Source organism: Vibrio sp. Vb1729 (genome assembly GCF_033338655.1).
Classification (GTDB): Bacteria; Pseudomonadota; Gammaproteobacteria; order Enterobacterales; family Vibrionaceae; genus Vibrio; species Vibrio alginolyticus.
On record NZ_JAWOTB010000024.1, the window covers coordinates 1 to 16,392 of the forward strand.

Genomic DNA, 16,392 nt, shown 5'->3' on the forward strand with positions numbered 1-16,392 from the left:
TGCCGACATGATGGCACCTCCCAATATTCAGCGACATAGCTGAGTGTAGTGCAGGTGTGGGGCGTACCATCTTATTAACGTCTTTAGGAAAATTGAATATAAGCAACTATCAAATAACTACAGGTGCGGCAACATGAGTTTGGAAGTGCTAGTGCGATGAGCGAAATCGCAATAGTAAAAAGGCTTTGTTTAGATACAGATTATTAAATACCATTACTTTAAATACCTAGACAAGGATGTTGCACGTAGACCTCTGTCGTCATAAGAGAGCCTTCAAAAACAACATCTGATGAAAACACCATTCTCCAAAAACTTTGTGTACTGCCACATATTAAAATTGCAACAGCACACAAAATAGTGTTAATACCAGTGAATATCTACACCTTCATCAAACGCTATCAAACCATTGTGGGTCGCCAAAGATGGAATAGTCACACTGGTGAGTTCATTGCCAGCAAACGCTTCACTTTGAATATCGAACACTGATTCTGGGATAGTTACGCTGGTAAGTCGGTTATTCCGGAACGCTTTATAACCAATGAAGGACACTGAACTTGGTATAGTCACCTTAGTGATCTTATTATCAGCAAACGCCTCCGGTGCAATGGTATTTACCGAATCTGATATAGTTACGCTAGTGAGATTATTGTTACTAAATACCCCATGGCTAATAGTGGAAACCGATTCTGGGATGGCCACACTGATAAGTTCATTGCCAGCAAACGCCTCACGCCCAATGGTGGTAACCGAATCTGGGATGACCACACTGGTTAGTTCGCTGCTAGCAAGCGCCCTACGCTCAATGATGGTCACCGTATCAGGAATAACAACTTCTTTTCTTGCCCCACCATAGGAAATAACAACCTTCTTATTCTCGGTGCCATCCTCATTACGAGCAAAAATAAAGCCATCTGATGGTGCATTATTAACTGTGGATAGTGCATTGCGATTAAATGCACCTAAGCCAATAGTAGTCAACGAATTTGAGAGGGTCACGTTGACAAGCTGGTTGTCAGAAAACGCAGCCTCTCCGATAGTTCTTACTGAATCTGGAATGGTCAAATTGGTGAGTTTATTATTACTAAACGCCCTATCCTCAATAGAGGTCACAGAATCTGGGATAGTTACGCTAGTCAGTCGGTTGTTCCGAAACGCCTCATTCTCAATGGTATTCACTGAATAAGGTATAGTCACATTGGTGAGCTTGTTGTAAGCAAACGCCTTTTCACCAATGGTCGTCACCGAATCAGGCATAGTCACACTGGTGAGCTCATTATCAGAAAACGCGCCACGCTCAATAGTGTTTACCGAATCTGGAATAACAATTCCTTTTCTTGAACCACCATAGGATACGACAACCTTCTTGTTCTCTGTGCCATCATCATTACGAGCAAAAATAAATCCATCTGATGCCGCATTGTTAACTGCAGATATTACATTACCATTAAACGCTCCATTACCAATAATGGTCACAGAATCCGGGATAGTCACGCTGATGAGCTGGTTGTTAGAAAATGCAGCCCCCTCAATAGTGTTCACGGAATCTGGGATAGTCAAACTGGTGAGTTTATTATCACTAAACACCTTCCAACCAATAATGGTCACCGAATCTGGAATGATCAAATTGGTTAAATTATTGTAACTAAATGCTTCCCACCCAAGAATATTCACGGAATCTGGGATAGTCACACTGGTGAGTTCATTGCCAGAAAAGGCCCGATGTCCAATGGTGGTTATCGAATCTGGAATGGTCACGTTGGTGAGCCTGTTGTGAGCAAACGCATCATCCTCAACGGTAGTTAAAGAACTAGGTATAGTCACACTGGTGAGCTCGTTATCAGCAAACGCCCCCTGGCCAACGGTGGTCACCGAATTTGGAATGTTCACACTAGTAAGCTCATTATCAGCAAATGCCCTCTCACCAATGGTGGTTACCGAATTTGGAATGGTCACACTAGTAAGCTCATTATCAGCAAATGCCCTCTCACCAATGGTGGTTACCGAATTTGGAATGGTCACACTAGTAAGCTCATTATCAGCAAATGCCCTCTCACCAATGGTGGTCATCGAATCTGAAATGGTTACACTAATGAGCTTGTTGTCAGCAAACGCCCCTTCACCAATGGTGGTCACCGAATCTGGAATGGCCACACTGATGAGCTTGTTACCAGCAAACGCCCCTTCACCAATGGTGGTCACCGAATCTGGAATGGTCACACTGATGAGCTTGTTACCAGCAAACGCCCCTTCACCAATGGTGGTCACTGAATCTGGAATGGTCACACTGATGAGCTTGTTACCAGCAAACGCCCCTTCACCAATGGTAGTCACTGAATCTGGAATGGTCACACTGATGAGCTTGTTACCAGCAAACGCCCCTTCACCAATAGTAGTCACCGAATCTGGAATAGTCACACTAGTGAGCGCGTTATCAGCAAACGCCTCCTCACCAATAGTGGTCACCGAGTCTGGAATGGTCACGCTGGTAAGTTTGTTGTGAGCAAACGCATTATCCCCAACAGTAATCACAGAACCTGGGAGCGTTACACTAGTGAGCTCATTGTAAATAAACGCATAGTCTCCAATAGTAGTTATCGAATCTGGAAGGGTTATGCTAGTGAGATTATTATGACCAAACGCGCTCTTATCAACGGCAGTCACCGAATCTGGAAAAGTCACACTGGTAAGATTGTTGCCCTCAAACATACCGAAACCAATGGTAGTCACCGAATCAGGAATAACAATCTCCTTTCTCCCTCCGCCAAAGGAAACAACAACCTTCTTGTTGTCAGTACCATCATCATTACGAGCAAAGATTATGCCATCTGATGGCGCATTGTTGAATGTGGATATTGCATTACCATTAAACGCATTAGAACCAATGGTGGTCACCGAATCTGGGATAATCACGCTGGTGAGATAGTTGTCAGAAAACGCTGAACCCTCAATAGTCGTCACAGAGTCTGGGATGGTCACACTGGTAAGTGTATTGCCAGTAAATGCCCCCCAACCAATAGTGGTTACCGAATCAGAGAGACTCACGTGGGTGAGGTTGTTGTCAGCAAACGCAACTTTTCCTATGGTGGTCACTGAATTAGGTATAGTCAGGCTGGTGAGTTTGTTTCGAATAAACGCGTCATCCTCAATGGTGGTCACAGATTCTGGTATAGTCACGTTGTGGATCTCATTATCGGCAAACACACTCTCGCCAATAACGGTCACCGAATCTGGAAGGATCAGGCTAGTAAGCTCGTTGCGTTCAAACGCACTATCCCCAATAGTGGTCACAGAATTTGAAAGGGTCAGGCTAGAGAGCTTGTTTCCATAAAATGCTTCCTTACCAATGGTTGTTACCGAGTCTGGAATGATCAAGCTAGTTAGTTCGTTGTGTTGAAACGCCCAATCACCAATGGTAGTCAACGAATTTGAAAGGGTCAGACTAGAGAGCTTGTTTCCATTAAATGCATCCCTACCAATGGTGGTCACGGAATTTGGAATAGTCACATTGGTCAAATTGTTGTAACTAAACGCACTCGCACCAATAGTAGTCACTGAATCAGGGATAGTCACGCTGGTGAGCTTGCTACGTCTAAACGCATCACGCCGAATAGTAGTTACCGAATCTGGGATGATGACATCTGTTTCGCTACCATTATAGTCAATAATTACTGACTTGCTTTTTGTGCCATACACCAACCCTTCTGTTGCTTTTTCACAGCCAGTAAGAAAGGTTAAACAGAGCAAACTGCCCAGGGTCGGGCAGATTACCCTCGTGAATCTTGTTATTGATAATGACATACCTGTTCTCAGATTTATATTTATTTTCTGTGCGAATGCATAAAACATTCACATACGGTCAGTTTTATCTTGGGTTAAGAGGATGATAGCAATACTTATTGCGACTTATCATTCCCAACAAGTTGTTTAAACAATTTCACTACTAAAAGAAGCGGTTTGACAAGCAAAACAACTATATAAAAGGCTTAAATCTTGTTAAGTTTCATTCTATCGCAGTATTTTCGTAGTATAAAACACACGCTTTTAGACTTTTTAGATTATTTAATCTAACGAATTTGGGGTAGAGCCCTCTTAAAACCATCACATCCACAAAGTACCACGAGCAAAATTAAGCTTGAGGGGCGAGCCGGCATAAAAGTTGAAATAGGAGTAAAGAACCTCATCAAAAGAGCTTTTGGTATAGTTCCTGATTTCGCAAACTTTACACCGAATTGATTATATATTGGATGTATTTTTTATCTGACTATAGCTACGCCTTATCGAAGCTAGGAACGCACAAGAAGAGTTTTATGTAATTTATACTTCACAAACAATTTCTCGTAGGTATTTGTGATAGGGTCTACCGTTTTTTAGTACCAGAATTGTTACAAGTCAGACAGCAATTATTGCTTTTAAACTCAGAACCTTAAAAAGCCCTGAGCAGAAGTGCTAGAACAGTAACTTAAAAACATAGCTATTTATTCAAATCTTGTGTAGTAACCACTTCGCTTACCCAAATAGGCATGAAGTCAATGCCTCCAGCGGCAATACCACGGCACAAACCTGTATTACCATAACTCGCACGAACCATTTGTTTGCCATCAAACAACCAGCTTTCAAAGCTCCAGCAATCCCCCAATCCTCGGTCTTTATGAGCGGAGGAAACAATGCCGTCAGAATAGTCATTACCATAGATGTTAAGACGTTTAGGCACAGCAGCATCGCCTTCTCCCAACAACCAATAACTTGAACCATAGTTATAAGCCGCCATCCAACAGGACGCCTCAATCAATGATTGGCCATTATTAAGCTTTGCAATAGCAATTGACGGTGTTTCTTCAAACAGTCTATGGCACTCGGAACTGTCTCCGTTAGACTGATAGCTAGCACGAAGCTGTGGTAACAATTTGGCATATTGGGCAGATTCTGGCTCAAGTGATTTCATCATTGCATCGCCGCCAACATTCACAAGTGTGGGGATAGCCACAGCAAGATTCACCCTAGACTCAGCGCCTTGACCTTTTGCGACAATAGCAAACGGAGTATTCTGGCGCCCCTGATATTCATCCATCCTACGAAACACGGCACTGGCACCGCTACCAGACAGTACCCATTTAGTTTTACCATCACCAATTTCAATAAGTGCATCTTTAGTCACTACTGCAAGAATGGCCTGAACCTGCATGGATGTCATGGCGTCATGCTGTATCGGGCCCAACTCTAGGCCATCGATATAAAGATTTATCTGCTCAGGCCAATGGTCAAAATCAGATTCATCCCCTAAATACACTTTGCCCGTTACTGACGCTGCAGGACCCGCTTTACGAGTAAACATCACAGCAACAGGATTGAGACTGCCAATATTTGAATAGCCAGCCGCCCGGCAGGTCCCTGTATTATCACAAGCTAGATACCAATCTTTGTGTTGAAAACTCTCTCCCTCAAAAGCGCTGACAGAAAAAGCTACCAAACCCAATGTACATATTGTACTTCTAATACAGAGCATTAGCATATTCCTCCAGTTCAGTTTTAATGAATAAATCATTGTGCCTCCTTTGCTACTTCTATTTACCAGTATTAAAAATTCCGTATTCTTATGAAAACATCAATTTAGAATTATTTATTAGAGCGAACCAGAAAACAAATTTAGTCAGTTACCCCAGTTCATCAATAGTTAAAGGAGTGGTTCCATATTTTTTATGGAATTAACTTTCTTCGCTCCATTAATAAATGATAATAAACAACCATAATAAATTATTAAGTGGATTTAATTTTCATAATTACTCACCTATATATAGTACCTTTTTCTCCCATTTTATAACCTAAAGTAAAACCCAAACTTTTAACAGGCTTTACTTTATAACTCTGAGCCGAACGTAGTGCTTTATCTATATCTTTTTTCGTTAGTTTTCCAGAGATTTCTTTGAACTGTTTTTCTGCGTCTGGATGTTTGTTTTTTTTTGCCCAGTAAGACCATTTAAACGCTTCAATTAAATTCATCATCCCATTTTCATCATCACGATATAATTGCGCAAAGCCAAATTGAGAATATGGGTCATTGTATTTAACCCCCACGGAATACCACTCTATTGCTTTATCTATATTCTTATCGCAACCCAGGCCATATTGGTACATATACCCAATTTTCCCCATCGCAACGCTTGAACCTTCGTTTACTGCACTATAGTATTTTTGGATGGCTTCTTTATAATTTACAATGTTGTACTTAGTTGATGAATAAATGTCACCAAGTAAAACTAATGCGTAGTGATCCTTCTTGTTGGCAGCAGTCTTAAGCCACTTAAGAGCCTCGTTGAAATCGTAATGGTCACCATCCAGATAAGTGTGTCCAAGAAGAAGCATTGCGTCCGTGTCATTCTGATCTGCTGCCTTGTGTAGCCAATGCATCATCATTTTAGGGTTAGAGTACTCTTTGTCCATAGTATAAATCGCCGCAAGAGTTTTTTGCGCTTCTAAATCTCCAGACTCTGCTGCAATCGTGTGCCATCTCAACATTTCTGCTGAATCTCGACGAAAGTGTCCGTTTCCTTCATAGATTATGCCTAAAATAGCAGCGCAATCTACTTCTCCGTCAGCATATGCTTCCGTCAACCATTTGCTAGCTAACCGCCAATCCTTTTTAAATTTTTCACCACTAAAATACAGGTAGCCAAGTTCTTTCTTTGCCTCCGAGCTTCCCTTCAACGCTGCCTTCGTTAACCAATTTACTACTAGCTTTTTATTATACTTAACACGCCTTCCATGATAGTAACGTCTCGCTAAGATAATTTGAGCCACACTAGACCCCTTTATCGCTAAGTATTTAAGAATATCAATCGGCAACGCAACAACAAGTAATTTATAAATAATATTGAATGTTATTTTTAGCCTGAACATAACTCTTTGCAATAAATTAACATCACGTTTTTTCATTGTTATCTAAATTTCTCCAAGGTTAAATCCTCCGAACTTCATATCAAATTTAATAGTTATTAGTAATATTGAACTTCAATGTTTACTTGTATTTTTGTTCAATTTGGTAAATACAGGTAAGCATCAGTCGATGATAACCAAAAATTGACCGTGTTTGTGTTGGTTTCACTATGCAAGATAACTTTTTTTCAGGCAAAAACACGTCAGCAACATATAAGTGAGTAAAAACACTCTGTAGAAAAGAAACACTATTGAGCTAGAAAGTACAACGGGTAAAAATACAATCGTGTTTGGTGTACCACCAGCACACCTCTGAATATGTATTTGTAACTTTTTCAAATTTAGTAAGTCATGATATTGCAACGTTATTTGTGGACACCAGCGTAATGGTTAAGATTGCACCTTTTAAAAGGTATGATCAAAGTGGGTAAGTGCCGTTTCATTAAAAAGCACAGAGTAATCATTGCTGCCCAGATATCAGGATAACCCCGCCACCCAAAAACGTAACTTTGAACAGACAAATACCACAGTGAGAGTTTGAATCGCCTTAGGTTACATTTTATGAGGGCAAACGAACGCACCAGATTTTGTAAGGTGTTTTATCTAGTGGGCAAGCTAACATTCAATTTCTAACTGAGCTTCCGTAAGTTTCTCTCACTACTAAAGCTTCTCCTCCTCCTTCCCTTTTCCCACACTTTCAACGATACTCTTGCGCCTTATTGTTCAGTTGGAAAACTTCATGCCTCAAGCTAACTCCGTTGTCGTACTCGACTTTGAAACCACAGGTCTGTCTCCGAATATGGGTGATCGCGCGATTGAAATCGGTGCGGTTAAGATCGTTGATGTTGAGGTGATCGATAGTTTTCAGCAACTTATAAATCCTGGCTTTCGTGTGAGCTCATCCATTGAAGTTTACACAGGCATTACCAATAACATGCTGCGCACAACGCGTCGTTCGATAAGCGCTTTCTGGATGCGGAACTGGAGCGAATTAACTGCGGTTATTCTGGCAAGTTCGCGTGTTCTTTATTGGTGGCACAACGCCTTATTCAAGATGCGCCGTCACACAAGTTGGGTGAGTTGGTTCGTTATAAGAACATTGAAAACGACGGTGTATTCCACCGCGCGTTAGCCGATGCACAGGTAATGGCAAAGCTTTGGTTACTGATGGTGGAAGAGCTTGAACAATCGGGCATAGCAGCGCCAAGCTTCAAGCTTATGCAAACGGTAAGTAAGACAGCAAAAGGAAAACTGGAGCAGTTGCTCTCTAAAAATCGGTTTTAACCACACGAGATATAAACAAAAGTCGATTACTTTTGATAGGAATCGGATTATTAAATATAGAAAGTGATTGCTTACATTAAAGTCTATTTTTATGTATTTAATAACAATTGTTTAGTGCCATTTAATCTCAAAATTTTGTTTGCCAGCTTTATTAGTCCTGGAAGGTGAATCATTTGTAATAAACTTGGAACTGAAAACATCAAAACAGCTTTCAATAGATTCCAAATAACATCGTAATCACCAGGAGTAAATTTAAAAGCTGACATTAATAAAGCCAGAACAATAAATGCATAACAAAAATTTTGAACAAACTCATCAGGATACCAAGAGTACGTTATTTTCGTTTTATTTTTATCTTGTCCTAGTTTACATCGAAGCTCCCCACCAATCTCTCGTCCTGCAACAATTGAGCTGAAGTTTATAAACTCACGAGTATTGAATAACCGGTCTTGATGTGCTTCAGAACTTCGAGAAGTTTTTCTTTTTACTATTAAGATATTTTCCTTTTTCTTAGTCAAGTAAGCACCTTCACTAGGATTATTCTCATTTAAATAAAAATAGTCAGTATTTTTTAACCTAGAAAGAATCTCTTCCATTGATTCTTCGCTATACTTTTCGCTTCTATAAAGTGCGTGGTTTATATTCATTACAATCTTGTAGCCTTGTGGGAACCAAATTTCACATCAACTAACTATCAAAACAGTTAGCAATTCAAATCAAGATGTAAATTCTAAACAAGGCTGACTAAAACACCACTTCCAAAGTGACCATTTTCATAGGCGAATTACCTTTATTTTAGTAAAGATCCAAACTGTGAATATCACTCCGGCACCCTATCCGAAATTACCTTGCCGTCTTTGATGGTGATGATGCGTTTAGTGCGCTCTGCCAGAGCGTTATCGTGCGTCACGATGATCAATGTTCTGCCTTCGGCGTGGAGTTGGTTGAACAGAGCTTCGATCTCAGCACCAGATTTTGAATCGAGCGCGCCGGTTGGCTCGTCAGCTAGGATGATTTGCGGATCGTTGACCAAGGCTCTTGCAATCGCAACTCTCTGCTTTTGACCACCAGAAAGCTGGTTTGGTTTATGGTCTAAACGATCCCCTAGCCCGACTTGCTCTAGCAATTTAGCTGCGCGCTGGCGACGTTCTTTGGCTTTGATACCAGAGTAAACCAACGGCAGTGCCACGTTATCAAGCGCCGTCGCGTATTCCAATAAGTTAAAGCTTTGGAAGACAAATCCGATCTTTTGGTTACGAATGCCAGCCAGCTCATTCGCACTTAAACTTGCGACGTTTTGGCCGCCAAGTTGGTACTCGCCATCGGTGGGCTTATCTAAACAGCCGAGCATGTTCATCAACGTTGATTTGCCTGAACCGGACGGGCCAAGAATCGAAAGAAACTCGCCTTGATTAATGGTTAAGTCAACGCCGTCTAGCGCGCGAACTTCCGCCTCCCCGCTTGAGTAGTATTTACAGATGTTGGTCAGCTCAACAAGCGGCTTGTTCGACATGTTCTCTCCAGAGTTATTGTTGTTATTCACTTTGTAGCGCCTCCAACGGGCTGACTTTTGCGGCTCGGTTTGCAGGTAACCATGCAGATGCCACGCCAATGATCACTAAGGTGAGGATGACAATCGCGACAACGACCCACGACAACTCAGGGACAGGTTTACCCAGTTGTTCATAAAAAGCATTGCCCTCTAAAGGAATGGAACTGATGGCAGACACCAGCGCGTACGTCACAGCTAACCCAAGCGCGCCCCCCATCATCATTGTCAATAAAGACTGCACTAAATAGTGCATACGAATGGCCGTTGGGGTTGCACCGACTGCCATGCGCACGCCGATATCACGCGTAGATCGCTTTACGGTGGCATACATCACATTGGCAATGCCGACGCCAGCAACAGCTAACGTCACGAAGCCGATAATGCCAAGAAAACTCTGCAAACCTATCAGAAACTGCTGCATACTCTTTTGTTTAAGGAACATATCATCGACTTGGACGACCTGTTCATCACTGACACTTGCCCCGTGCTTACGGGCAATCACTTGCCTGATCGTCTTTGCTAAGGCTTCTCGGTCTACATCGGCTTGTGGTTGCACATTGATGCCACCAATTTCACCGTTGACATGAAATCGCTTCCACGTCGCTAACGGCACAAAGCTGGAATAGTTGATAAGATCCCCCAGTTCTATTTGAGCGCTGTTTTTCTCCAATACGCCCACAACGGTGAACTCCTCATTGCCGATTTTTACCTTTTTCCCCACAGGGTTGACTTGCAATGTGACTGTCGCAAACCAACTAAAGTCCTCATTCGGGTTGAATAAGTCGGCTGCCAGTTCATAACCCAGTACAACGACTTTGCGCGTCTCTTTTTGATCGAGTGGATTTAACCATCGTCCCCCCGCCATCGGCACCAAATTGGTCATGGATTGAAACTCGCTCGTGACCGCTAAGGGCTCTTGCCATGAGCTTCTGTCACCAACGGTGATACGCTCTTTCCACTTCGCAGTTGGCGCAACGCTTTTTACATCGGGTAATGCTCGAACGATCTCTGAATCGTCCATTTTTAACGTCAGAAATTTACCTTGGTGAAAAGCACCGTGGTCGACGGTGGCCATCCCTCCGGTCAAATAGATCAAGTTGCCGTTACCATTTTGTGCGGTTTTCAATACGCCCTGACGAATACCCTCACCTACCGCCAACATAGCAGCGATACAGAGGGTCGCCCACGCTACTGCCAGAATGGTCAAACCCAGTCTCAGCTTTTCTGCCGCCATTTCTTGGAAAATTTGTCTCATCGGTAACAGCATGACTAGGCCCTCGCACTCAAAGCAATGACTGGCGTGAGACGCGATGCTCGCCTTGCTGGGAAATACGATGCCATCAATGCCAAGATAAGCGTCACAAGTAAAGACCAAGCAATGGAATCTGGCGTGATCACAGGCAAACCAATCCATTCAGGTAATCCCATGCTGCTTAGGACAGACACCACGGCATACGAAAACATCAGACCTAATGCCGTGCCCACAGCTACCAAAATAAGCCCCTCAAGAATAAACTGACTGAGTATGGATTTTTGAGTCGCCCCGATCGCCAAACGCACACCGATTTCACGCGTGCGCTCAGTGACGGATAAAAACATGATGTTGGCAACACCAAGCGCACCGACCGCCATGGTCATCGCACCGCTCGCTCCGAGAAAAATCTGAATGCCACGCAAAATTCCACTGATGACCGCCGCACCTTCACTAAAATCGGGTAATTCGACCGCATCTTTATCACTTGGGTCAAAATGAAGCTGCTTGGCGAAAAAGTTCACGATATTTTGTCGAAATGACGATGCATCCATCCCTTCTCTCGGCTTCATCAATACCATCCAAGGTTTCGCATCCCACAAATCGCGGTACGTTGTTTGAGGAATGAAAACCGTGCGGCTATCGCCGAATGAAATGCCAGTGTCCTCACCAACGGTTATCCCAATCACCAAAAACGGAATGCCGTTGACTTTGAGCCTATCCCCGATTTGGATTCCGCCCATTTGCGCAATTTGATCGCCTAACACTGCCACGCGAGTGTGGTTGTCCATATCACTTGGTGACAGGTTTCTCGAACCGGATTGCAGCTTGCGTTGCATTAAAGGAAAGTAAGACGTATCAATACCGCTGACCGTTCTCGATAAATTCTGTCCTTTGAGATTGGTGATATTCGCATCCCATTTGGCGTAAACGCTCGACGCCTGTTGCACAAAGCCTGACTGTTTGATCATGTCGACTTTTTCTTGTGGAATATCAATTTGTCGCCTTGAAGGTAACCCTTGCCACGGTTTACTGGTACTCGACGGAAACACCACTTGCACATTGTTGATCATAAATGAAAACGACTGAGTCTGATGGCGATAAAAGCCTTCGCCAAGTGCGATTAACACCACCACAGAGATCACGCCCCAAGCAATCGCGATAATGGCTAGAACGCTCTTCATGCGGTGCGCCATCAACGTTTGCCAAGTTTGTTGCAATAGGCTGCTCATGAATGAAAAGCCCGAGAGATCAACACCATGGTATCGTCATCGAGTTTCCCTGCGGTTTGCAGTAAGCCGATTCTCTTACGCCAATAGCTGTACAAGTTGGTTTGCAGACTGTTTTTCGCCTCAAACAAGCTGTTGTGTGCACTGATAACTTCCGACACTTCAAGCAGGCCAGCGTCGTAAAGTTTCTCTTTGCTTTGCAACACTCTGGCGCGCGACTCAACTAGCTCGTTCGCTATTAAAACTTGATTCCAGTTGATATCGACCTGCGTAAACTGCTGAATAACTCGTTTCTGAATATCAATTTCCACTCTACGCATATCTTGCTTGGCGCCTAAAATGTTCAACGATGCTTCGTCCACTTTCGCTCGCACTGCACCATTTAGGTCAATCGGCAAACTCAAACTAATCCCAGCGTTAAACTCGCCGTTTGAACGATTGTCACCATCGCTGTAGCCCACACTGCCTTTGACGGTCGGGTAGTATCCACCTTTAGCTGAATCTTTCGCGAACTCGCTCGCTTTCACCATCTGCGCCGCCACCAACAGCTCTGGACTGCTGTCTTTCGCCAGCTTTAGCCATTGCTCCTGAGAGTCCACCAGCATCGGTGGCTGAATCAAAGAATCCGTTCGAATTTGGTCGACACTCTCGGGCATTTGATTGATTAACGCCGCAAGCTCTGCTTTTTTAACTTCGAGATCGGCTTTTGCATTGAGGATACTTGCTTGCTCAGAGACTTGATTCGCTCGCATCTCTTCAACATCAACCGACTTCACTTTGCCTGCTCGATAGCGTTTCTCGATGATGTTGAGAAGTTCTTTCCCCTCCTCCAGCTTGGACTGCGCCAATTTGAGGTCGCCCAGTGCGCTTGCCACATCTAGGTAAGCGGTGAGCAACTTTTGCGCAAGCTCGTTATGCGCTTGAGATAACTCTAACTGTACTTTGAGATAATTGGCATTCGCTTGATCCAGTTCCGACCACAAACTGCTATCCCAAATAGTTTGAGATAAGGTAGCGCCGTAACTGTTGGAATGGCTTGAGGACTCATTCCAATCCGCTGACGCACTGGCACTTAAACCCGGTAATAACGCACTGCGGCTACTCTGTACGCCAACCTCGCCAAGCTGGACGCCGATTTTCGCTTTTTCGTAATTTGGATCGTTCTGCTTTGCTTGTTGCCAAGCTTGTTCAATAGAAATTGCGTAGGTCGGCAAACTGAGCGTGGCAGCCAACAATGCAAAGGCGATTTTTGATCGTTGCAGCTTAACCATGCGCCGCTCCCATCATGCTGTTGTCGATAACCTCTTCATCAAGCTCCACGCCGTCAAGCACTTCGACATTGATGCCATCTGACAGACCGAGTTTCACAGGTTGTTTATGAAACCCTTGTTCTGAGCTGTCGGGGATCAGAACATTCGGTGCGTCACCATCAAATTGCAGAGCGCGCTCCGGTAGAGTGAGCACGTTTTCAGACTTCTTCAGAATGATTTGAGCCGTCGATGAAAAACCAGAACGAAGCAACACATCTTGTGGGATCTTGAGTTCTCCCACTTCAACCTCAAAACCGTTATCAAAACTTTTTGCCGAAGCATTGCCCTCTGGTGAGTTAAGGTTCTCAGATTGAATCGCCACTTTGGTTAGCACACCAGAAATCGCCACATCAGGATAAGGCGCAACCGTCAACATAACGGGCATTCCCGGAGACAACTGCGCAGCATCATGCTCACTGACGCTACCTTTAAAAATCAGACTGTTCATGTCGGCCAATGACACCATTTCAGTCGCGGCTTGGCTTGATTGAGTCGAGATGATCGGCTCTCCGACCTCAACTTTCTGGTTGAGTACCGTGCCATCAATTGGCGCGTAGATCGTCGACGTTAAACGCGCATCGCCGATAGACGCCTCACCACTGCGGATGAGTTCGAGATTCTGGCGCTTTTGCAATACGTCCGCTTGCGCAGATTTGACTGCCGAGCGCGCACTTACGTACTCGTCGTAGTTACTTGGAATAATGTCCTGCTTGACCAAGCTTTCTAAGTTGGACAGTTTTTGTTTGGCGGATTCCAGATCGGCTTCGCTACGCATGAGCTCTGCCGATGCATCCGTTAATGCTTGGGGTGTTGGGTTTGGACGCACTTTGATCAGCGGCTGGCCTTGCTTCACCTTTTCACCAACTTTCGCGTAAATTTCACCGACGATACCGTCGATTTGTGACTTGATAGACACAGAGTGTGCAGGGACAATTTTACCAACAGCCACCGCTTGTTTTTCAATCGTGCCTTTTTCCACAATCAATGTAGGCAGCAATTCTGGTTGAGCAGCAGATTGGAGATAGAAATACGTACCACCGCCGAGCAGCGCGATGCTCACAGCGGAGACAAGCCAACGTTTCGTCATTATTTATTCCAACAATTATTGGGTAGTCTAATGACTACTCCTAAAACACAAAGTTGAAGGAATAATATCCTGCTTTAATAGCGGTTTGGTTGTCACAGTTGGTAAGGCTTTGTCAGTCGCCTCTGACAATCAAAGACTAAAAAATCTCGACGAATCATTCAGCAAAGACGCTGTCTACGATAGCGACTAACAAGCTCTGTAACCGCTCGTTTCAACCACCACCCTTTTCATTCTGAACAATGTGCAAAATGGCGCTGTTCTGTATCCAAGTGAGCAGCTGTTTCTTGAGCGTTTAATATGTTCTCTTGATTAGCCCCAAACTCAGCCCCCGTTCCAGGCCAATAATATGTATCTTTATCACGACATAGTGTGAGAATGACAGGATCATTGTGTATATTGGGCTCATCTCCTAGCTCGCCATACATACTGAAAGTAATCTCAGACCCAACGTCTCCACGAAGTTTCTGAATCACTTCTGCTTGAACTTTAAAGAGAACATCTTCCTCGTGTTCAGCAAACTTTTCAAAACCTGTAATTTTCACCACTGCAGAATAGGGCGTTTGAAATATCGCATCTTTGAGTACCTCATTCTGAGAGTACACTCCCTGTGAAGCACAAGCTGATAAGCTCACACAGCCTAGCAAACTTATAAATTTCTTCATGTTTAACTTTCCGTTCCTGCTAAGGCAGAGCCTTTTGTATATACAGGTAAAGTACCTTTTGTTTCATCGTAGTTACTCGGTACTACGAACTTGTCCCAGACATCAATAGAGTACTTTGCTATATTGACTTGGTTGCTTTGGTTTCCTCCTAACATGTACAAATGCCTACCATCAGGGCTCTTTCCCACGACAAAAGCAACATGCCCACCACCTTTTCTCGATTTAATCCCTAGAGCTCCATGTATAGGTTCTGAGATGTTTTTACCAAAACCCTTCCACTCCTTTGCTCGATAAGCTTCTTTTACTGGAGTGATTCCGTGTTGTTTAAAAACCCAAGCGGCAAACGAACCACACCAAGCATTTTGACCTCCAGAGTCATCAGTGCCCCAGAACTTAGATGCTGTAAAATACTCTAAAATCCTTGGATTGGCCTTAGTGCCTGAAACTTCTTTTTGTCCAATTTCTCCCAACGCTGTTTTCATCCAAGGCACTTTGGTTACTAGTTTTTGAGCATCATGAGGATCATTTTTCACTGAACTATAGGATGGTAATCCATTGAGCTTACGATGAGTTCTACCATTTACATCGATCCGACCATCTGGCTTTACCATATAAAGTAGCTTACGCTGACACACTTTTATTGCCTCTACTGTTTTCGACAAATGAGGACTCCGCCCTAACGAGCCATCAACAACCAACAGTCGGGTAAAACCTATTCTCTTTTGGTTATCATTTAAAAATTGTTGAACTGCTTTAACATCATTTTTCGAATTAGTGCCATTTATACCAACAGAGCCACGGATTTTTAATCCCATTCTCGTTACCTTTATAACTAATCATATAATTAAGAAAGTACGCTTTAGCGTGACAACAATAAAGATAAAATGTTGTTTTATACGATTAGCCATATGAGGGGAATTAGGTGTTGAAAATATAGATTACAAATAAACTCAGCTCATATCACTAAAAACACCTATTTATCACCTTTTGGTCACGCTTCAAAGCAGGACAGCCAAGATGTTTTAAACCATGCGTATTAATAGACGAAAAAATGTTTATAAATGAACACTTAAATTAACATAGTAA

General features: G+C 43.3%; 11 protein-coding genes and 1 pseudogene. 1 reads left to right on the forward strand and 11 read right to left on the reverse strand.

The features are described 5' to 3' along the window. Positions 1-360: 360 nt before the first annotated feature. The 3 genes from R7E29_RS13420 to R7E29_RS13430 all read right to left on the reverse strand — a co-directional run bounded on the left by R7E29_RS13420 (position 361) and on the right by R7E29_RS13430 (position 6,930). A complete protein-coding gene (locus tag R7E29_RS13420; protein WP_196334456.1) occupies positions 361-3,798 on the reverse strand; it encodes a leucine-rich repeat domain-containing protein in 3,438 nt (1,145 codons plus the stop codon). Positions 3,799-4,471: 673 nt separating this feature from the next. Further along, positions 4,472-5,542, reverse strand: coding sequence for a DUF1176 domain-containing protein (locus tag R7E29_RS13425; RefSeq protein WP_017633893.1), 1,071 nt, complete (start codon positions 5,540-5,542; stop codon positions 4,472-4,474). Between the two features lie 239 nt (positions 5,543-5,781). Then, on the reverse strand, positions 5,782-6,930 hold the full coding sequence (locus R7E29_RS13430; protein WP_053304256.1) for a tetratricopeptide repeat protein: 1,149 nt from the start codon (positions 6,928-6,930) through the stop codon (positions 5,782-5,784). 739 nt (positions 6,931-7,669) lie between these two features. On the opposite strand from R7E29_RS13430, the pseudogene R7E29_RS13435 reads away from it, so the two are divergent. Then, positions 7,670-8,214 (forward strand): annotated as a pseudogene (locus R7E29_RS13435) (PolC-type DNA polymerase III). Between the two features lie 89 nt (positions 8,215-8,303). Here the strand turns inward: R7E29_RS13435 and R7E29_RS13440 are convergent. The 8 genes from R7E29_RS13440 to R7E29_RS13475 form a co-directional block, all read right to left on the reverse strand. Then, positions 8,304-8,810: a hypothetical protein gene (locus tag R7E29_RS13440; RefSeq protein ID WP_155489406.1), complete on the reverse strand. Its 507-nt coding sequence runs from the start codon at positions 8,808-8,810 to the stop codon at positions 8,304-8,306. 224 nt (positions 8,811-9,034) lie between these two features. Then, positions 9,035-9,727 carry an ABC transporter ATP-binding protein gene (locus R7E29_RS13445; protein ID WP_193837577.1) on the reverse strand — a complete coding sequence of 231 codons (693 nt, stop codon included), beginning with the start codon at positions 9,725-9,727 and terminating at the stop codon, positions 9,035-9,037. A 22-nt stretch (positions 9,728-9,749) separates the two neighbouring features. After that, positions 9,750-11,033 carry an ABC transporter permease gene (locus R7E29_RS13450; protein ID WP_017633888.1) on the reverse strand — a complete coding sequence of 428 codons (1,284 nt, stop codon included), beginning with the start codon at positions 11,031-11,033 and terminating at the stop codon, positions 9,750-9,752. Positions 11,034-11,035: 2 nt separating this feature from the next. Next, a complete protein-coding gene (locus R7E29_RS13455; protein WP_054574778.1) occupies positions 11,036-12,250 on the reverse strand; it encodes an ABC transporter permease in 1,215 nt (404 codons plus the stop codon). Then, positions 12,247-13,518, reverse strand: coding sequence for a TolC family protein (locus R7E29_RS13460; protein WP_054576212.1), 1,272 nt, complete (start codon positions 13,516-13,518; stop codon positions 12,247-12,249). The genes R7E29_RS13455 and R7E29_RS13460 overlap by 4 nt, the downstream gene beginning before the upstream one ends. After that, positions 13,511-14,644, reverse strand: coding sequence for an efflux RND transporter periplasmic adaptor subunit (locus tag R7E29_RS13465; RefSeq protein ID WP_054576213.1), 1,134 nt, complete (start codon positions 14,642-14,644; stop codon positions 13,511-13,513). The genes R7E29_RS13460 and R7E29_RS13465 overlap by 8 nt, the downstream gene beginning before the upstream one ends. 227 nt (positions 14,645-14,871) lie before the next feature. Further along, positions 14,872-15,306 (reverse strand): hypothetical protein, encoded by a 435-nt coding sequence (locus R7E29_RS13470; RefSeq protein WP_017633884.1) that lies wholly within the window; start codon positions 15,304-15,306, stop codon positions 14,872-14,874. Positions 15,307-15,308: 2 nt separating this feature from the next. After that, positions 15,309-16,121, reverse strand: a complete 813-nt coding sequence (locus R7E29_RS13475; protein ID WP_017821644.1) for a TIGR02594 family protein — start codon at positions 16,119-16,121, stop codon at positions 15,309-15,311. Between the last annotated feature and the right edge of the window lie 271 nt (positions 16,122-16,392).